Source organism: Corynebacterium lehmanniae, from assembly GCF_043161975.1.
Lineage (GTDB): Bacteria > Actinomycetota > Actinomycetes > Mycobacteriales > Mycobacteriaceae > Corynebacterium > Corynebacterium lehmanniae.
Map to the genome: position 1 here is coordinate 603,481 of NZ_CP170998.1, position 17,631 is coordinate 621,111.

The window sequence follows — 17,631 nt, forward strand, 5'->3', positions numbered from 1 at the left end:
TTCTTGCTTCTCGACGTTTCACGTCACGGCAAGAACCGCAACTTCTTGCCCAGATCCAGCGCAGTGGTCATGAGCTCGCCGTAGTACCGGCGCGGCATCTGCTTCGGGCCACGCATGGACATAATCCGCTGCTGGGAGATGTTCTTGACCTCGGTGTACTTGGTCAGGCCCTCGGGGCCGTGGCGGCGGGCCACGCCCGACTCCTTCACGCCGCCGAGCGGGGTGGACACGGATGCCCAGGTGGCCGCGTAGCCGTCGTTGATGGTCACGCCGCCGGCCTGCACCTGCTCGGCGATCTCCCAGGCTGTGTCGGGAGCGCCGAAAACGGAGGCGTTGAGGCCGTAGCTGGTGTTGTTGGCCAGGCGGATCGCCTCGTCGGTGTCCGTCACCCGCTGGACGTAGACGACCGGGCCGAAGACCTCCTGGGTGAGCAGGTCGGCGCTTTCGGGCACGTCTGTGAGCACCGTCGGTTCGAAGAAGAACGGCCCAAGGTCCGGCCGGGGTGTGCCGCCGGTGATGACGGTCGCGCCCTTGGCCACGGCGTCATCGACGAACCGTTGCACGGTGTCCAACTGGTTCTGGTTGATCAGCGAGCCCATCTGGTAGTTCCAGTTCAGGCCCGACCCCAGTTTGATGCGTTTGGTGGCCTCGCGGAACGCGCCGATGAAGCGGTCGAAGACCTCGTCGGGCACGTAAATGCGCTCGATGGAGACGCACAACTGGCCGGAGTTGGAGAAGCAGGCTGTGGCGATGGTGTCGATGTGGGCCTCAATGTCCGCATCCGGCGCGATGATCATCGGGTTCTTGCCGCCGAGCTCGGCGGAGTAGCCCACGAGGCGCTCGCCGACAACCTTGCCCAAAAGCTTGCCGGTGGCGGTGGAGCCGGTGAACATGAGGTAGTCGCACTGCTGGGCGATCGCCTGGCCGACCTCGCGGCCGGTGCCGGTGACAATCTGAAAGACGTCGTGCGGAAGGCCGGCGTTGAGCAGGAGGTTCAGCGAGATGATGTTGGAAAACGGGGTGTTCAGGTCCGGCTTGGCAATCACGGCATTGCCCGCGACGAGCGCCGCGAGCGCATCAGAGATGCCGAGCGCGAGCGGGTAGTTCCATGGGCTGATCTGGCCGACGATGCCCTTCGGCACCCGCTGCTCGACGGTTTTTGTGATGAGGGGAAATGCGCCCGGTCGCGCCTTCATTTCCAGCTCGTCGGCGGCGATGTTGGCGTAGTAGCGGGCGTTGTTCATCACGTCCAGCACTTCGTCGTAAGCCGCGGTGCGGTCCTTGCCGGTTTCAAGCTGGACGATGTCCGCGAGAAGCTCACGGTTTTCCTTGACCAGGTCGTGGAAGCGTTCCAGCAACGCGGCGCGGTACTTCACAGGCTTCGCGGCCCACAACGGCTGCGCGCGGCGGGCGAGCTTGAACGCCTCGTCCACGTCGGCGGCGGTGCCGACACCGACCCAGCCAAGCTCACCGTCGAAGAACGGGGAGGTGACCGACTTACGCTCGCCTGTGTACAGGGAGCCGGTCGTCGCGTTGGTGGTGAATTTCTGCAGCCGGTCGAGGAAGTCCGCGGGGAGCGGTTGTTCTTTCAAGCGGGTGATAGCCATGAGGTCTCCGTAACAATGGTTGAACGAGAAGAACACCCCAGCACCGGAGGCGCCTGCGAAGTGGAGGGACAGGGCCTGCGGTCCTGGGGCGGATGAGAACGGTTAGAAGGGGCAACCGGCGGCGCGGCGACCGTCTGCGTCGCCGTCCTGAGCGCCGGTCTTGGGTTCGTCCTTGGGCGCGGTGTCCGCGTCGTTGTCGCCCTGGCCGTGGTACGCGTCGGCAAGCTTCGGCTCCTTGTACTTGCCTTCGATCATCCCTGCCTTGATCATCATGGAGCGACCCGGCTCCATGTAGCGCTTGTCTTCCGGCAGGATGGTGAACAGCTTCTTCACCGCCTTGGCGATGCGGTCGAACCGGCGCTGGTCCTTCTTGGTCCATGGCAGGTCCAGGATCTCGCGCTGCTTATCGCTCAGTGTGCCGTAGGTCAGCCAGATGACGCTGTTCATGAGCGGCTTCCAAATGACCTTCCACACCGCCTCAGGCACGCCGTCCGGAGCCTTGACCGGCTCCACGCGGGCGGTGCGCAAGGCGAAGTCGACCGTTTCGTTGCGCTCGAGGACCTTTTCCTCCATCTCCTCGAAGTACTTGATGTAGCCGTCGAGAGTGTCGATCACCGGGCGCTCGGACATGCCGTACATGTCCCACCACGTCACGCCCTCCTGGATGATCTGCTCCTTCTCCGCGCGGGTGAAGGGGGTGCCGAAGAGCTCCTGCGCCCAAATGACGCGCCAGACGAAGGTGGCGTGCGCCCACCAGTACACGTCCGGGTTCAGCGAGTGGTAACGCTCGCCGTTGCGGAGCTTGCCCTTGATGGTGTGGTGGTAATCGCGGATCATCTTGGCGCGGGTGCCGTCATCGTAGATGGAGTAAATGATCTGCGGGGTGGAGCGCTCAAGGCGCGCAAAGGGCTCTTCGAAGAACTTGGAGTGATCCAGCAGCGACTGGCCGATTGCCGGGTGCATGTTCTGCAACACGCCGGTGTAGCCGCGTAGGAGCTGCAGACGCTGGTCCGAGCCCCACTTCCACAGCAAGGAACCCGGGCCGAGCGGCGCTCGCTTCAGTTCCCGCTTTGCGCGCTCCGGCTTTTCCAGATTGTCCGGCTGCGCGAAACGGGTGTCCTCTGCGGATTCGTTCGTGCGGGCGTCTGCTCCATCAGGTGCAAGTGCGTGAGACATCAGCGATCTTCCTTTTCTCTGGGTGCTGCTAGGGACAAGTTCGCGTGTGTTTGTGAAGTGTAATACACGCAAATAGTCACTGCGAAGTGGGTCACGGGTAACGGTCGAAAATGGGCGGCGCGGATGTGTTAAACCCCTTACAGGCGATGTGCTACGGTGTTCCAGATCATAAATGCTTACCGTGATGGCAGCCGTCGGCAGACCGGCGGTTTGGCGTCCGGCCACGGACGGAAGGAAACGCCATGGGAAGGATCAACAAGGCGAAAGCTGGTGCAGCTCTTCTCGCTGGGCTCATCGGCTTTGGCGCCACCGGCGTTGCTGTTGCGCAGGGCGGACTGACCGCGAACCTCGCATTGTCGGGAACTTTTTTCAAAATCAGTATGACCCACCTTGATGGGGAAGGACTGAGCATTTTTACCGACGGTGAACAGATGGCCAATGAGTCGCTCCCCGTCGCGCGCCTGAAGTTTGAGCACGCGTACGCCTCTAACCTCTGTCTCTCCGCTGCCCTGCCAGATGTTCCGGTAGTTGGCGAGAGCACGTTTACGCTGAAGGCCCTCGGCGACAACAGTGTCGAGGTCCGCGACCTTGTGGTGGGTGCTACCGATATCAAGGGCGCACTCGACCTCACGGATGCCTCGGTAGGCGCCGATGCGAATCAGTTCAACTCCATGGCGCCGCAGGGAACATGGGGTCTGCACGCAAATAAGGTCACGCTGAGTGCGGATGACATTCGCGCCACCTCCGTCGGTGCGAAGAAGCTCATCGCCTCCGGCGTGGTGGTCGACGTAGCGCGGGGAATGGCCGATGGCTGCACGAGCTAACACCGAACCGGAGGACGACGACTTCTTCTTCGACGACGGCGACTCCGAAGACGCGCAGCAAAGCGCTGCCGACGAGGAGAAGAAGGGGCGGGGAGCGAAGCGCCGCGACGGTGGGCACCGTGCCGAGCAAACTCCCGCACGAGAACGGTTCAAAGCATGGCGGAAACAGCGGCCGTTTCTTCCGGGCCTGCTGGTAATTCTCTCCGGCGTAGTGATGCTCGCACCGGCCTACTTCACTATCCGCGTGTCCGACTTGCTGGTGATGATTGCAACCATCTCGGGCGTATCCACGTTGCTCATCGGTGCCGCGCTGATCATGTCCGGTATCGGTATGTGGCTGCAGCCGTTTGCTGCGCCCTATCTGGGTGTGATGAGCATTTTGGTGGCCATTGTCGCGCTGCCAACGTCGAATATAGGCGGGTTCCTCGTCGGCTCTCTGCTTGGCATTGTTGGCGGAGCCCTCGGTCTCGCCTGGGAGGACCGGGATGCGAAACCTGGTGGCAAGCACACCCGAAGTGGAAAGCGGGAGCAGGCGCCGCCGGCAGCGGACGAAGGTGAAGTTCCCCGCCGCGGAGGATCCACCAAGATCGACCTGTCTTTGTTGCGCAACGCCAAATCCGTCGCTGTCGTGCTTTCGGCTGCGGGATTGCTTGCGGTGAATCTGGGAGAAGAGCCCGCGGTCAACGCCCAAGAGTCGGCGCCGCAGCAGCCGCAAATCCCGGCGCTGCCGCCGTTGCCTCCCGCGCCTGAATTGCCTCAGCTGCCAAGCTTGCCCAATCCGCTGGATATTCAGGTGCCGCCGGCGCCGCAGTTGCCCTCGGCGCAAGCACCCCAACCCGAGGAGTCGCGAGATCTACTGACGTACCCGGAACTCGAGCCGACGCGAACGATCGCGCCGCAGAACCTCAGCACCGTGACCGCAGACAATGTGGCGATCACCGGCAACGTGCGAGCCACGATGGGCATGGTCACAATCGGCGACGTGCCGACGCGGACGCTGATCCTGACAGGGGACAAGCTCACCGCGCGCAACCTCTCGCTGGAAGTGCCAGGTTTCGCAGCCCGCGGAATCCTCACCACCGGCCAAGTTGAGACACAGGTTTCCGACGGGCCCGTGACCGTCGTTGCCACCGGGCTGACCGCAACCCCTGTCGTAGCAGGAGTGCCCACGGTCCCGGTGACAGTAGACCTCCGCGGCTCCCTCGGCGACGTACTCGCTCAGTTGGGTGTGCCGGATGCCCGCCCGGTACCAAACGTTCCCGTGCCGAATTTTGTGATGGACCGAATCGCCCTCGGCAACGTGTCCATGCAGATGGTCAGCCTCGACGGGCTGCACCTGCATGCGCCCGCGGTGCAGCTGAAGGTTCCGAAGTAGGCAGAGAAAAGAAAAAGCACGGGGCCGTCGGTGCGTGCCGACGGCCCCGTGCTTCGCGCCCGTTATCTGGTCTCCGCCTCGGCGCGCTCGAAGGCGCGGGAGGCGATCGCTACCATGCGCGCCTTGCGCGGCAGCACCGAGAACACGGCGCGCGTGGCACGGGAGAAGACGTTGAGCTTGCGCTGGTCGGACTTGGTCCACTCAAGGCCGAGGGAGTTGCGGACCTTCTCCGGAAGCAAGCCGATGGACACCCACAGCAGAAGCTTTGACGCGTACGGCGCGATCGGCTTCCACGCCCAGCGGGGCACCGACGGGTCCGGCGGGTCCAGCGTCAGGCCGTTCATGATGCGGGAGCGGTCGATGGTCTCGCTCGGGCCCAGCTTGTCGTACATGGCATCCATGTAGTCGACGTATTCGTCGTAGGACTTCGGGGCGCCCTCCGGCTCGGCCACGCCGTAGTAGCTGTACCAGGTGCGAGACTCCTGGAAGAGCTGCTCGCGCTCGGCATGCGTCATGTCGGACATGAAGTTGCCGGCCAGGAGATAGGGCATGGCGGTAAAGGTCGCGTGCGCCCAGTAGTAGACCTCCGGGTTCAGCGAGTGGTAGCGCGAGCCGTCCGGGTGGGTGCCCTTGATGTCCTTATGGAAGTCGCGGATCATCGCGCCGACCTCCGGGCCCTCGTACACCGTGCGGATAATCGGGAACGCGGAGCGGACCAGGCGGGCGACCTCGTTGTCGAACACGTTGGACTGCTGCACAAGCGAGCGGCTGATGTCGCGCTGCGCGATCTGCAGCACGCCGGCGCTCAGGGCCACGAACAGGGAGCGCCAGTCGCCGAAGCGCTGCCACAAAATAGAATCCGGGCCGAGCTCGGGCAGGCCGCTGGCGTCTACTGCGGCACCGTGGGAGTCGAACTCGGCTGGGGTCGTGCTGGCGGAGGGTTTCAAGGTGGTCATCGTGTCTCCTAAAAAGCTATCGTTCGCCGCTGCCTAGCTTGCAGCTTCGCTTCGGGCGCGGCGGGATGCGGCCTGGTAGTTCTCGGCGCGGGTAAATGCGTGGACGTCCGGATCGAATTCGACAAGGGCTGCCTTCAGCCCGCGGACGGTGCCGGGTTGCACGCGCCACTTGTCCGGCTTGACGGTCAGGGCGCCGGGGCCGCGGATCTCCAGCTGGCGCACGTACCTGCGCGCGTAGTCGCCGCGTGCCTCAAAGACGGCCCAGGACTTCTGGTCGAATTTCGGGTCCGGGGTGTGGTAGTCCACGAACAGCGCGTTGGGCAGGCCGACGACGTCCACGCCGTTGTGGAGGTACAGCTCGTCCGCGCTGATGTTTGCCCGGCCCGGGATACCGATCCACGGGGAGGGCTCGCCGGTCGCGCGGATCAGCACGTCGAAAAGCTCAGTGCGCGTCTCGCCGCTGCGGGTGTAACTGACTTCCCACTGTCCTTCCTCGGCGTTCCATTCGGCGCCCGTGACCTCGGCACCACCTCTGAAGGTCGCGCCGCTCGCATCGACGGCGGCCTCGAGGTGCGCGATGAGCGAGCGCGGGGTGCCGTCCGTCGTTGTGAGCTTCAAGTACGGGGTGCGGAAGTGTTGCCGCCTGGACACGGTGGGTGCGTCCGGGGCGGTCAGGTGGCCGCCGATGTACTCCTGGCGGTCGAACAGCGTGGTGTCGAAGCCGGAAAACGCGCACTCCGCCGCGGCGGTGCAACCAGAGATTCCGGCGCCGACAACCGCCACCGTGGGGCGGCGATAGGGGTCAAACATCACAAAACCTTTCACACAGATTCTCCGGCGCCACTTTTGGGCGCCAGTGTGCTCCCGTTCACTTTAGACGATGTTTAGGCGCGGGATCGCATAAAAGGCTGGGAATGTTTAACTACGGAATGTCTCCTGATCGCCGCCCCTGCCAGGCTCATCCACTGGCCGCTCGCCGTGACCGAACAGTTCATTCCGCCTCTTGTAGGCGTACAGCCCGGCTAGGGGTGAAAACCCCATGAGGAAACCCCACCGGCGCTTGGAGTCTTCCTCCATGTCGCTTTCGTAGATCTCCTTTGAGGTATTGCCCAAGGCAACGATGCCGCCGATGGCGAGCAGTGCCACGAACCCGAGTCCGAGCCAGGAAATCAGACTCATTGTTGCCTCCTACTTCTGAAAGTCCACGACCACGCGGGTCGGGTTCTCCAACAGGTACAGGTTGTACGGGCGCTGGGCATCAAGGCCGACGATGTACTGGGCATCCGCCTCGAAGATTCCGCCGTCGGCGATCTCCTGGATGCCCCCGGCCGCCACGCCGGCGGGGTCAGCCTTGGCCAAGTCGGCGTCGCTCAGGCCCATCGACCACGGCACACCTTGGATGATCAGCTCGAAGTACGCGTTGCCGGCTGGCACAAGCGGCATTCCAGAGGCCTGCTGGCGCGGGTCTGCGGTGTAGCCGGCCAGCACGTTCGGCGTGCCGGCGCCGGAAAGCTCCACCACGACGCGGTCGACGTCTTCGTGGGAGCCCGCCCGGATGTCCTCGATCTGCAGCTCGGGGTGACCCGGGTTCTGTAGGTGGGTGTCTTCCATGGTGAACGGGGAGGCGGACGGGCCGCCCGCCGGGGCCGCTGCCGCGGAGACGTCCCTGGTGTCGGCCTCCTCTGGTTGCTCCGCGGACGCGGACGTGGAAGTGGACACCGGCGTTGCAGCACTTTCGGCGGCGCTCGTCGCCATAGCCGACTCTGAGGTTGGCTCAGACGACGAACCGGTGTCACCCGCTTCAGAGCCGCAGCCCGCAACGGTCAAAGCGGTCACTGCGAGCGCTGCGAAGACGGCTCGGCTGCGGCGGGGGCGGAAGCTGCGGCTGTGGAGAGTCATAAGCCCCACCCTAGCGGGGCTACCATGGCCGGCGGAGACAAATAGAAAGGACACCCATGATCAAAGTTGGAGTGCTCGGAGCGGCCGGCAGGGTCGGCTCCGCCGTTGTTGCCGGTGTGGAAAAGGCGGATGACCTGCAGCTCGCCGCAGAGGTAAACAGCGGCGACTCGCTGCAGGTGCTGGTGGACGAAGGCGTGGACGTCATCGTCGACTTCACCACCCCGAACGCGGTGATGGACAACCTGGAGTTCTGCATCAATAACGGCATCCACTGCGTAGTGGGCACCACCGGCTTCGACGACGAGCGCTACCAGAAGGCGCGCGACTGGTGCGCGGCGAACGAGGGGGTGGGCGTGCTCATCGCCCCGAACTTCGCCATCTCCGCCGTGCTCACCATGGCGTTCGCCCGCCAGGCCGCGCCGTTCTTTGAGTCCGCGGAAGTGGTGGAGTTCCACCACCCGAACAAACTGGATGCGCCTTCCGGCACGGCGGTCAAGACCGCGCAGGGGATCGCGGATGCGCGCAAGGAAGCCGGCCTTTCCGACATGCCGGATGCCACCGAGCAGGCGCTCGACGGCTCGCGCGGCGCGAACGTCGACGGCGTGCCGGTCCACGCGGTGCGCATGCAGGGCATGGTCGCGCACGAGGAGGTCATCTTCGGCACCACCGAGCAGTCCCTGACCATCCGCCAGGATTCCTACGGCCGCGAGTCCTTCGTCCCGGGCGTGCTCACCGGCGTGCGCGAGGTGGCGAACCGCCCGGGCCTGACTATCGGACTCGACGCCTACCTCGGTCTATAAATGCAGGTAGAACTTGTCGCGGCAACCGCGATGCGGATCCCGGTTGCAGAAGGCGTCACCCAAGGCGAGGGGGCGGTGGCATTCGCCATGCTTAGCGACGTCCCGTCGGCCTCCCTCCTGCGCCGCAACGCCGACGATCTCGCCGATTCGCGCGCGGGCTTGCTGGAACACGCCAGTGCCACCCTGCATGTGCGGGGTGTCTCGCGCGACGCGGCCGCCGCGATCCGGGGCCACGGGCTAGCCGTGAGCGAGCGCGCGGCCGACGGGGCAGTAGTGCCGGCGGCCATCGCCGCCGACGAGGAACTCACGCGCCTGTTTGACGCTGCCGTGGAAGAAGCGGAGTTCGTTCGGGGCGAGCTGTTGCGCGCCCTGGAGGATGCGATGGCTGACGAGCCGAATGCGCTTGTGCGCCGCAAGCGGGCGCGCGAAGCCGCCGACGCCCTCGTGCCCGCAGCGGCCGCCACTGAACTTGTCGCCACCGGCACCTACCGGGCGTGGCGCGAATTCATCGCAGCGCATAACGGCAGGTTCGAGCACGAAGAAATCCGTCAGCTTGCCGGTGCGGTCCTCGATGTCATGCAGCGCGAGGCGCCGCTGCTTTTCGGCGATTTGGCCGAAGGGGAACGTCGATAAGCAATTGCTCGTAAGGGGCAGGTATCCTACTGGGCCATGGGCACATCTCTCAAAGCTGATCTGGGAGCCGACATCTTCGGCTCCGTCTGCGTAGCAATGGTCACGCCGTTTGATTCCGATGGCGAACTCGACCTTACGGCAGGCCGCGATCTCGCTGCCCACTTGGTAGAACAAGGAATCGACGCACTAGTGCTCGCAGGCACGACGGGCGAATCCCCGACAACCACCGACGAAGAAAAGGTCGCGTTCTTAAAAGCAGTGCGCGAAGAGGTAGGGGGCAAAGCCCGCATCATCGCAGGCGCGGGGTCCAACGACACCCGCCACGCGGTGGCAATGGCGAAAGCGGCCGCGGAGGCCGGCGCTGACGGCCTGTTGGTTGTCACGCCGTACTACTCCAAGCCGTCCCAGGCAGGGGTGGAGGCGCACTTCCGCGCAGTCGCGGAAGCGACCAATCTCCCGGTCTGCCTGTACGACATCCCCGGCCGCTCCGGCATCCCGATCGATTCCGACACCATCCGCAGGCTTGCGGAAGTGGACACGATCCAAGCGGTGAAGGACGCGAAGGGCGACATGCTCGAAGCGTCTACCCTGATTCAGGAGACCGGGCTGGCGTGGTACTCGGGCGACGACCCTTTGAACCTCCCGTGGCTCGCTGTCGGCGCGACCGGAATGATCTCCGTGGTTGGGCATGCCGCACCGAAGGCGCTGCGTGAACTAGTGACTGCATACGAGAACGGCGATCTCGCCCGCGCACGGGAAATCAACGCCAACACACTCAACGTGCTCGCGCGCCAACAGGGCGCGCTGGGCGGCGTGACATTTGCAAAGGCAGCTCTGCGACTGCAGGGCATCGAAGTAGGAGACCCCCGCCTGCCGGTCGCTGCGGCGACGGACGAGCAGGTCGAGCGGCTCCGCGAAGAAATGACACAGGCTGGAGTCCTATAAACATGAATGAACCCCGCAACCGCGCACGCAAGGTGACGCGCAAGGCCGGGCCGCCGGAAGCAACCGAGCAGCAGCCGGTTTTCCAGGCGCCGAGCGACACCCCTGCGAACGGCGGCGGCAACGACGCGCCCGCTGAGCGCGACGGTGGCAACAACGGCAACAACGGCAACGACAACCGCGACGACAACGGTGGCCGCAACGGCGGCAACAGCCGCGGCGGCCGCGACGGCGGCAACAACGGCAACGGCGGAAACGGTGGTAACAACCGTGGCGGCAGCAGCCGTAACCGCCGTCGCCGTGGCCGCGGCGGCAACGGCGGCAACGGTGGGGGCCAGGGAGGCGGCCGCCGCAACCCCATGAAGTCCATGCAGGGCGCTGATCTGACCAAGCGCCTGCCCGCACCGCCGAAGCCGGCCAAGGACACGCTGCGCATTTACGCGCTCGGCGGCATTTCTGAAATCGGCCGCAACATGACGGTCTTCGAGTACAACGGCCGCCTGCTCATCGTGGACTGCGGCGTGCTGTTCCCGAACTCCGACGAGCCGGGCGTGGACCTGGTGCTGCCGGACTTCGGCCCGATTGAAAACAAGCTGGACAAGATCGACGCGCTCGTGGTCACGCACGGCCACGAGGACCACATTGGCGCGATCCCGTGGCTGCTCAAGCTGCGCAGCGATATCCCGATCTACTCGTCCAAGTTCACCAACGCACTGATCAAGGCGAAGACGCAGGAGCACCGCCAGCGTCCGAAGCTCAACGACGTGAACAAGGATTCCGAGGTCACCGTCGGCCCGTTCCGCCTGCGCTTCTGGCACGTCAACCACTCCATCCCGGAGTGCCTGGGTGTCTCCATCAAGACCGGCGCCGGCCACGTTGTGATGACCGGCGACGTGAAGGTGGACCAGACGCCGTACGACGGCAAGCCGACGGACATCCCGGCGCTCGCCCGCCTCGGCGACGAGGGCATCGACCTATTCATGTGCGATTCCACCAACGCCACCATCCCGGGCATCTCCGCCTCGGAGGCCGGCATTGAGGAGACGCTGACCCGCCTAGTGTCCAACGCGCGCCAGCGCGTGGTCATCGCGTCGTTCGCGTCGAACGTCTCCCGCGTCCAGATGGCCATCAACGCCGCTGTGGCCAACAACCGCAAGGTGGCGTTCAACGGCCGCTCCATGCTGCGCAACATGGAGATCGCGGAGAAGATGAACCTGCTCAAGGCGCCGAAGGGCACGATCATCCCGATCGAGGAGGCCGCGAAGATGGCGCCGCACAAGACGGTGCTGATCACCACCGGCACCCAGGGCGAGCCGATGGCTGCACTGTCGCGCATGTCGCGCCGTGAGCACCGCCAGATCACCATCCACGACGGCGACACGATCATCCTGTCCTCCTCGCTCATCCCGGGCAACGAGGAGGCGGTGTTCGCGGTGATCAACAACCTCGCGCAGATCGGCGCGAACGTGATCACCAACTCCGAGGCGCACGTCCACGCATCCGGCCACGGCTACGCCGGCGAGCTGCTCGCGCTCTACAACGCGGCGCGCCCGCGCAACGCGATGCCGGTGCACGGCGAGTGGCGCCACATGCGCGCCAACAAGGAGCTTGCTATTTCCACCGGCGTGAAGCCGAGCAACACCGCGCTTGCGCAAAACGGCGTGGTTGTCGACATGCACAAGGGCAATATCAAGGTCGCCGGCCAGTACCAGGTGGGCCAGCTCTACGTCGACGGCACCACCATGGGCGACGTGGACCCGGACGTGTTGGCGGACCGCACCTCGCTGGCGTCCGGCGGCGTTGTGTCCATCACCTGTGTGATCGACGACCGCACCGGCCGCCTGCTGGAGGCGCCGCAGGTGTCCACCACGGGCTACAGCGACGACGACCGCGACTTCAACAAGAAGGTCGTTGAAGGCGTCGAGGCCGTCATGGGCGATCTGGCCGCCGAAGGCGAGAACGATGCGTTCCGCATGGTGCAGCAGATCCGCCGCAAGGTCTCCCGCGCGATCGAGCAGAACTACAAGCGTCAGCCGGTGATTCTGCCGACCGTGGTGCCGATGTCTTCGGACAACCACGTCGCCACCGAGGACGAGATCGCCTCCACCCGCGAGTCCCGCTAAGCATTTGCTTATCGACGCCCCTTCGGCCCGCCCCGCGGCAGCCGAGGGGGCTAACGCGTTTGTGGGGCGTTGCGATAGAAGGGGTATGAGACACTTCCACCGCACCGCAGCAGCCGTCGTTATTGCCGTCTCGCTTCTTGCGCCAGTAGCTTCCGCCGACGAGACCAGCTGGACCGGCGGGCACCCGCTTCCGCCGGGAACGCAGGTCCCGTTCGATCCCGGCTACGCCACCCAGTGGCGCAGCTACGACGTGGTGAAGTTGGGCGACCCCAACTTCCGCAACCAGGATGTGCGAGGCGTTCGCGTGATCGGGCAGTTCAACCAGGATTCGATCCTGTGCCTGGAAAATGCAAAGGGCGGCATGTGGGGCTGCTACGTCGACGGCAAGGAGGCGACCGAGCTGAGCTACATGCCGTTCGGCAAGGTCGTGACTGTCGATCCGTTGGTCAACTTCTTCGCGCCGGCAATCCGCTTTTTCTTGGGGATCCAGGCGCGGCTGGGCCTGTCGAACCTTTTCGCAGGGTCCTCCCAGATCTAGGCGGAAACCGTACGGTTTCATAACAACCACGCAACAAGGCCTAGGCATCTCTGTTACGGGTGTGCACAATGTGGCCCATGAAGACCGCAACGAAAACCGCCGCGGCTTTGCTTGCCGCCGCGGTAACCCTCGCACCAACCGCTCACGCACAGGATGACGTCGACTGGACGGGTGGCCACCCGCTGCCACCCGGCACGGAGGTGCCGTACGACCCCGGCTACGCATCCGCCTGGAAGCTCTACGACGTGATCCGCTTCGGTGACCCGAACTTCCGCAACATCAAGGTGCAGGGCGTGCGCGTGCTGGGCGCCTTCGAGGGCGACTCCGTCATGTGCCACATGAACGCCAAGGGCGGGCGCAATGAGTGCTTCAAAGACGGCAAGCAGGCGACCAAGCTCGGATGGGGCGTCGGCGGCGAAGTGATTACCTTCGACCCGAAGGTTGAGCAGTTCGCCCCGCTGATCAAGGGCTTCAACAACTTGGAACTGCAGCTTTCCAGCGGCTCCGGGGTGAACCTTTCCAGCTAGGCTGGGCGCATGTCTTTTGCGCAGAAAGAACGTGAACGCCTCGCCCAGTTGTTTCTTCGGGTCGGACCCGATGCGCCGACGCTGAACGAGGGCTGGACCACCCGGGACCTCGCAGTCCATCTACTCATCCGCGAGTCCAAGCCGGCAGCCGCCCCCGGCATCTTCGTGAACGCACTCTCAGGTGTCACGGAGAAGGAGACGGCGAAGCAAATGGCCCGCCCGTACGAGGACGTCGTGCGCGAGTGGGCTGCCGGCCCGCCGGTGTGGCTCAAGCCGCTCAACTCCGCTATGAACACGTCCGAGCACTTCATCCACCACGAGGACGTGCGTCGCGGCGGGGGAGTGGTGGAGCCGCGCGAATTCTCCCAAGTCATTAACGAGGAGCTGTTCGCGCTGGCGAAGCGCTTCGGCAAGTTTACGCTTCGCAATGCGCCGGTGCCGGTGATCCTAACGCCGCCGAGCATGCCGCCCGCGACCATCGGCGATAAGGCTGGGGTGGCCGAGCGCGGCGACAACGTGCTGCGTGTTGCCGGCGATCCGGGCGAGCTGCTGCTGTGGGTTTCCGGCCGCGACGCGGCGAAGGTGGAACTGACTGGTTCCGTGGAGGCGTTCGAGGGCTTCGAGATCAAGATGTGACCCTTGACCGCGCGTCGCGGGTGTGGCGTGAGGTGTAAATGTGACTTAAGGCGTTAGAGTTACACGCATGTCTGTCAAAAACACCGCGCCGCGCTCGTCGCGGTCTTCAACGCGCCGTCCTTCGGGCGGCACCCGCTATGGCGGTCCGGTGTCCATGACGCACCCGCCGACATCGTCGAACGTGGCCGCTGAAACCGCGGATGAACGTGTGGGTTCCGCGTACAAGGTCGTCGGCCATTCGCTGGGCGCCGCCGCGCGGGGCGTCGGGTCGTTCTTCCGCCGCGATAAGCACGAGTCCGACTTCGACGACACCGCCGCACGCAGGCCCAGACGCAGCCGCGACGATTGGGACGACGACTGGGAGGACGATTTCGAGATGCCAGAGGAGCGCGCTGAAAGCTCCGCCGAAGACGAACGTCGAAGCCGCGAACCGCGGCGGGAAAGCCGCTTCGGCGGACACAGCACGTTTGAGACCCACGCCGACGCGTGGGGTTTAGTTCTCATTGGTCTAGCTGCCATCATCGGAGGCTCGGTCTGGTTCGACGTGGCCGGCCCCGTGGGACAGGTCATCTCCACCGGCACTCACTGGCTCATCGGCGCCGGCGCGCTGATTCTGCCGGTGATCCTGGTCGGCATCGCCATCGCGCTGATGCTTAACGTGCGCACCTCCGACGCCGTGCGCGCACGCGTTACGCTGGGCTTTTCCATCATCGCGATCGGCATGCTCGGCCTGATCCACGTCTTTGCCGGCAACCCCTCGGCGTGGGAGGAACGCAAGCTCGCCGGCGGTGCGTTCGGCGCCTTCACCGGCGGCGTGCTCGCAGCAGGCTTCTCGTCATTCGTAGCAATCCCGCTGCTTGGCCTGGTGATTCTCTACGGCGCACTGAAAGCCACCGGCATCACTGTGCGCGAGGCCTACGACTACATCAAGGACCTGGTCACCCGCATGCTGTCCAACACGGACACGCCCGACGACGAAGACCTGGACCCGTACAGCCACGTCACCGACGACCTGGACGACATCGCAGAAGGCCGCGAGCGCCGCACCACTCGCGCAGCTTCTCGACGTTCACGCGGCCGCACAGCCGACACCGAACGCCCGGCCCGACCGGCCCGCCCGACGCGGCGGCCCTCGCTGCGCCGCCCGACTCCGATGGAAAGCTACCCGGCCGACGGCGACGACGAGCTGGACCTGTTCGACTTCGCCGACGAGGTCGAAGACCACGACGACTTCGGCCAACCTGCAGCAGAGCCTGCCGCCTCCGCCGAAACCGCCGTGGTGCAGCGCCCGGCGGCTGCTCCGGCACCGGCTCCCAAGCCGGCAGCCAAGCCTGCCGCTCCGAAGTCAGCCGCGCCGAAGCCAGCCCAGCGCGACAACGAGACGAAGGTGCTGCAGCGGGAAGAGCCGGAGACGGAACGTCGAGAAGCAACTGCCCCCGACGCCGTAGCTAGCTCGCGCGAGCAGATGGCGAAGGCGATCGCGGCGCGCAGCGGCATCGACGCCTCCAAGATCCCCGCGACCACTCCGAAGTCCGAGACCGAACAAGCCGCCCCGAAGCAGGTGCGCAAGATCCCGCAGGGCGATTACCACCTGCCGTCGACTGAACTGCTGCTCGCGGGTAACGCGCCGAAGACACGCACCGAGGCCAACGACCGCATGATCGAGGCGATCACCGACGTCTTCGAGGAATTCAAGGTCAATGCGCAGGTCACCGGCTTCTCCCGCGGCCCGACAGTCACCCGCTACGAGGTGGAGCTTGGGCCTGGTGTGAAGGTCTCCAAGATCACCAACCTGCAGTCCAACCTCGCCTACGCCGTGGCCACCGACAACGTGCGCCTGCTCACCCCGATCCCCGGCAAATCCGCCGTCGGCATCGAGGTGCCCAACGCCGACCGCGAGATGGTGCGGCTGCGCGACGTGCTGGACTCGCCGAAAGTCTCCGCGCAGGACGACCCGATGCTCATCGGCCTGGGCAAGGACATCGAGGGCGACTTCATCGCCTCCTCGATCCAGAAGATGCCGCACCTTTTGGTCGCCGGTTCCACCGGCTCCGGTAAGTCCGCGTTTGTGAACTCCATGCTGATCTCGCTGCTCACGCGCGCGACGCCGGAGGAAGTCCGCCTGATTCTGGTGGACCCGAAGATGGTGGAGCTGACCCCGTACGAGGGCATCCCGCACCTGATCACGCCGATCATCACCCAGCCGAAGAAGGCGTCAGCAGCCCTGCAGTGGTTGGTGGAGGAGATGGAGCAGCGCTACATGGACATGAAGTCCGCGCGCGTGCGCCACATCAAGGACTTCAACCGCAAGGTCCGATCCGGAGAACTGACCGCCCCTCCAGGATCCGAGCGCGAAATGCGGCCGTACCCGTTCATCGTGTGCGTTGTGGACGAGCTGGCCGACCTGATGATGACCGCGCCGAAGGAGATCGAGGAATCCATCGTGCGCATCACCCAGAAGGCGCGTGCGGCGGGCATCCACCTGGTGCTGGCGACCCAGCGACCGTCCGTGGACGTGGTCACCGGCCTGATCAAGACGAACGTGCCGTCGCGCCTCGCCTTTGCGACGTCCTCGCTGACCGACTCCCGCGTGATTTTGGACCAGGGCGGCGCCGAAAAGCTCATCGGCATGGGCGACGGCCTGTTCATCCCGCAGGGTGCCGGCAAGCCGCAGCGTCTGCAGGGCGCGTTCGTCTCAGACGAAGAGATCCAGGCCGTTGTCGAGGCGGCGAAGGCGCAGCAGGACGAGCCCGACTACGTCGAGGGCGTCACCGAGGACAAGCAGGCCGAAGCCAAGGTCATCGACGACGACATCGGCAAGGACATGGACGACCTGCTCGAGGCCGTCGAGCTCGTGGTCACCTCCCAGCTCGGCTCCACCTCGATGTTGCAGCGCAAGCTGCGCATCGGCTTTGCCAAGGCCGGCCGCCTGATGGACCTCATGGAATCCCGCGGTGTGGTCGGCCCGTCCGAAGGCTCCAAGGCCCGCGACGTGTTGGTCAAGCCCGAGGAGCTGGAGACCATCATCTGGATGATCAAGGGCGCGGACCCGGCCGAGGCTCCGAAGGACGTGCAGCTTGACGACGGCGCCGGCGACGCCAACGGTTCAGATTCCGGCGCGGGTGGCTCCGATGCGGGTGGCTCTGGTGCGGACGGCGACGCCGACACCCGGACCGTCACCGCGACGTACAACCCGACCGGAGGAGCGTTCTAGCTGGCGGACGCAGAACCCCGCCGTAGATGCTTACCCCAGGATGCTTACCGGGGCTAGATGCTTACCCCAGGATGCTTATCCATCGAGTGGTGCACCCGCCGAGGCCCTCGATATCTCGAGAAGTAAGCGTTTAGAAGTAAGCATCCTCGGGCAGTAAGCATCCTGGGGTAAGCATCTACGCGGAAGGTGGGGCGGGCCCGGAGCGGTACAGGGCGGTGCGCGGCGGCGGACGCGGCACGCCGCCGCGTGGTGTAGTGTGAAACGCGCTTGGAGGGGAGTACCCCGGAAGTGTCCAGGATCGTCAGCACGGTGCCGTCGTCAGGCGATAGCCCCGGTCCGGACCGCCCACAGTGGTGGGGGAGACCTCCGGTCTTTTACGCA

Annotated in this window: 16 protein-coding genes; 10 read left to right on the forward strand and 6 right to left on the reverse strand. The window is 65.1% G+C overall.

What is annotated here, in order from left to right:
• Window positions 1-23: 23 nt before the first annotated feature.
• Both ACF3NP_RS02875 and ACF3NP_RS02880 read right to left on the reverse strand, forming a co-directional pair.
• Complete coding sequence (locus tag ACF3NP_RS02875) at window positions 24-1,607, reverse strand: succinic semialdehyde dehydrogenase (protein ID WP_392398961.1); 1,584 nt, start codon at window positions 1,605-1,607, stop codon at window positions 24-26.
• A gap of 102 nt (window positions 1,608-1,709) precedes the next feature.
• Window positions 1,710-2,783: an oxygenase MpaB family protein gene (locus ACF3NP_RS02880; RefSeq protein ID WP_392398962.1), complete on the reverse strand. Its 1,074-nt coding sequence runs from the start codon at window positions 2,781-2,783 to the stop codon at window positions 1,710-1,712.
• 242 nt (window positions 2,784-3,025) lie between these two features.
• Here ACF3NP_RS02880 and ACF3NP_RS02885 point away from each other — a divergent pair, with 242 nt between their 5' ends.
• Both ACF3NP_RS02885 and ACF3NP_RS02890 read left to right on the forward strand, forming a co-directional pair.
• On the forward strand, window positions 3,026-3,607 hold the full coding sequence (locus ACF3NP_RS02885) for a DUF6230 family protein (protein ID WP_181888617.1): 582 nt from the start codon (window positions 3,026-3,028) through the stop codon (window positions 3,605-3,607).
• Complete coding sequence (locus tag ACF3NP_RS02890; RefSeq protein WP_181888616.1) at window positions 3,591-4,982, forward strand: DUF6114 domain-containing protein; 1,392 nt, start codon at window positions 3,591-3,593, stop codon at window positions 4,980-4,982. Before ACF3NP_RS02885 ends, ACF3NP_RS02890 begins: the two co-directional genes overlap by 17 nt.
• Window positions 4,983-5,044: 62 nt before the next feature.
• Here the strand turns inward: ACF3NP_RS02890 and ACF3NP_RS02895 are convergent, their stop codons facing one another.
• The 4 genes from ACF3NP_RS02895 to ACF3NP_RS02910 form a co-directional block, all read right to left on the reverse strand.
• Window positions 5,045-5,938, reverse strand: a complete 894-nt coding sequence (locus ACF3NP_RS02895) for an oxygenase MpaB family protein (protein ID WP_181888615.1) — start codon at window positions 5,936-5,938, stop codon at window positions 5,045-5,047.
• Between the two features lie 33 nt (window positions 5,939-5,971).
• Window positions 5,972-6,748 carry an NAD(P)-binding protein gene (locus ACF3NP_RS02900; RefSeq protein WP_181888614.1) on the reverse strand — a complete coding sequence of 259 codons (777 nt, stop codon included), beginning with the start codon at window positions 6,746-6,748 and terminating at the stop codon, window positions 5,972-5,974.
• Between the two features lie 108 nt (window positions 6,749-6,856).
• Complete coding sequence (locus ACF3NP_RS02905) at window positions 6,857-7,117, reverse strand: hypothetical protein (protein WP_181888613.1); 261 nt, start codon at window positions 7,115-7,117, stop codon at window positions 6,857-6,859.
• 9 nt (window positions 7,118-7,126) lie between these two features.
• Window positions 7,127-7,837 (reverse strand): AMIN-like domain-containing (lipo)protein, encoded by a 711-nt coding sequence (locus tag ACF3NP_RS02910; RefSeq protein WP_181888612.1) that lies wholly within the window; start codon window positions 7,835-7,837, stop codon window positions 7,127-7,129.
• A 56-nt stretch (window positions 7,838-7,893) separates the two neighbouring features.
• Between ACF3NP_RS02910 and dapB the strand changes: the two genes are divergently transcribed.
• From dapB to ACF3NP_RS02950, 8 genes are all read left to right on the forward strand, one after another.
• Window positions 7,894-8,637, forward strand: a complete 744-nt coding sequence (gene dapB / locus ACF3NP_RS02915) for a 4-hydroxy-tetrahydrodipicolinate reductase (protein ID WP_181888611.1) — start codon at window positions 7,894-7,896, stop codon at window positions 8,635-8,637.
• Window positions 8,638-9,270, forward strand: a complete 633-nt coding sequence (locus ACF3NP_RS02920) for an FAD-dependent thymidylate synthase (protein ID WP_181888610.1) — start codon at window positions 8,638-8,640, stop codon at window positions 9,268-9,270.
• A 36-nt stretch (window positions 9,271-9,306) separates the two neighbouring features.
• A complete protein-coding gene (gene dapA, locus ACF3NP_RS02925) occupies window positions 9,307-10,215 on the forward strand; it encodes a 4-hydroxy-tetrahydrodipicolinate synthase (RefSeq protein ID WP_181888609.1) in 909 nt (302 codons plus the stop codon).
• A 2-nt stretch (window positions 10,216-10,217) separates the two neighbouring features.
• Window positions 10,218-12,335, forward strand: a complete 2,118-nt coding sequence (locus ACF3NP_RS02930; protein WP_272899114.1) for a ribonuclease J — start codon at window positions 10,218-10,220, stop codon at window positions 12,333-12,335.
• Between the two features lie 85 nt (window positions 12,336-12,420).
• Window positions 12,421-12,873, forward strand: a complete 453-nt coding sequence (locus ACF3NP_RS02935; RefSeq protein ID WP_181888608.1) for a hypothetical protein — start codon at window positions 12,421-12,423, stop codon at window positions 12,871-12,873.
• Window positions 12,874-12,950: 77 nt separating this feature from the next.
• Entirely contained in the window at window positions 12,951-13,400 is a 450-nt protein-coding gene (locus ACF3NP_RS02940; protein WP_181888607.1) for a hypothetical protein, read from the forward strand.
• Between the two features lie 9 nt (window positions 13,401-13,409).
• Window positions 13,410-14,036 carry a TIGR03085 family metal-binding protein gene (locus ACF3NP_RS02945; RefSeq protein WP_181888606.1) on the forward strand — a complete coding sequence of 209 codons (627 nt, stop codon included), beginning with the start codon at window positions 13,410-13,412 and terminating at the stop codon, window positions 14,034-14,036.
• 67 nt (window positions 14,037-14,103) lie between these two features.
• Window positions 14,104-17,250 carry a DNA translocase FtsK gene (locus ACF3NP_RS02950; protein ID WP_181888605.1) on the forward strand — a complete coding sequence of 1,049 codons (3,147 nt, stop codon included), beginning with the start codon at window positions 14,104-14,106 and terminating at the stop codon, window positions 17,248-17,250.
• The last annotated feature ends 381 nt before the right edge of the window (window positions 17,251-17,631 follow it).

Coding starts and splice junctions, on each gene's coding strand:
- ACF3NP_RS02895 (WP_181888615.1), bottom strand. CDS start 5,938: ATGACCACCTTGAAACCCTCCGCCAGCACGACCCCAGCCGAGTTCGAC.
- ACF3NP_RS02880 (WP_392398962.1), bottom strand. CDS start 2,783: ATGTCTCACGCACTTGCACCTGATGGAGCAGACGCCCGCACGAACGAA.
- ACF3NP_RS02910 (WP_181888612.1), bottom strand. CDS start 7,837: ATGACTCTCCACAGCCGCAGCTTCCGCCCCCGCCGCAGCCGAGCCGTC.
- ACF3NP_RS02940 (WP_181888607.1), top strand. CDS start 12,951: ATGAAGACCGCAACGAAAACCGCCGCGGCTTTGCTTGCCGCCGCGGTA.
- ACF3NP_RS02885 (WP_181888617.1), top strand. CDS start 3,026: ATGGGAAGGATCAACAAGGCGAAAGCTGGTGCAGCTCTTCTCGCTGGG.
- dapB (WP_181888611.1), top strand. CDS start 7,894: ATGATCAAAGTTGGAGTGCTCGGAGCGGCCGGCAGGGTCGGCTCCGCC.
- ACF3NP_RS02950 (WP_181888605.1), top strand. CDS start 14,104: ATGTCTGTCAAAAACACCGCGCCGCGCTCGTCGCGGTCTTCAACGCGC.
- ACF3NP_RS02890 (WP_181888616.1), top strand. CDS start 3,591: ATGGCTGCACGAGCTAACACCGAACCGGAGGACGACGACTTCTTCTTC.
- dapA (WP_181888609.1), top strand. CDS start 9,307: ATGGGCACATCTCTCAAAGCTGATCTGGGAGCCGACATCTTCGGCTCC.
- ACF3NP_RS02935 (WP_181888608.1), top strand. CDS start 12,421: ATGAGACACTTCCACCGCACCGCAGCAGCCGTCGTTATTGCCGTCTCG.
- ACF3NP_RS02875 (WP_392398961.1), bottom strand. CDS start 1,607: ATGGCTATCACCCGCTTGAAAGAACAACCGCTCCCCGCGGACTTCCTC.
- ACF3NP_RS02930 (WP_272899114.1), top strand. CDS start 10,218: ATGAATGAACCCCGCAACCGCGCACGCAAGGTGACGCGCAAGGCCGGG.
- ACF3NP_RS02900 (WP_181888614.1), bottom strand. CDS start 6,748: ATGTTTGACCCCTATCGCCGCCCCACGGTGGCGGTTGTCGGCGCCGGA.
- ACF3NP_RS02945 (WP_181888606.1), top strand. CDS start 13,410: ATGTCTTTTGCGCAGAAAGAACGTGAACGCCTCGCCCAGTTGTTTCTT.
- ACF3NP_RS02905 (WP_181888613.1), bottom strand. CDS start 7,117: ATGAGTCTGATTTCCTGGCTCGGACTCGGGTTCGTGGCACTGCTCGCC.
- ACF3NP_RS02920 (WP_181888610.1), top strand. CDS start 8,638: ATGCAGGTAGAACTTGTCGCGGCAACCGCGATGCGGATCCCGGTTGCA.